Annotated in this window: 1 protein-coding gene; it reads left to right on the forward strand. The window is 44.5% G+C overall.

The features are described from left to right. The coding region (locus SB749_RS19405; protein ID WP_410711745.1) for a hypothetical protein at positions 1-274 on the forward strand (274 nt) is incomplete at both ends.

Here is a 274-nt window from a genome sequence, read left to right on the forward strand (position 1 = left end):
CTAGAGAGCACGGCTGCATTTACTAAGCAGATTCAAACCCTCACATGGCAGTTAAATGAAGTCAGTGAAATAGCCGCATATATTGGGCAGCCCTCTAGTATGGATTTTAATGGCATGGTGCGTGGTTATTATCGCCGTGAAGCCACTAACTTAGCAGAACTCAGACTATTGCTGGTGGATAAATCAGCACGAGAGCATCAATCACATGGGGTGGTTATGCGGCTACGCGAACAACTTGCTCCTTTAGCAAAAAATGGCATTGTTATTAAAGTGG

The organism is Brevibacterium sp. SIMBA_078 (assembly GCF_046534565.1).
In the GTDB taxonomy this organism is placed as follows: domain Bacteria; phylum Actinomycetota; class Actinomycetes; order Actinomycetales; family Brevibacteriaceae; genus Brevibacterium.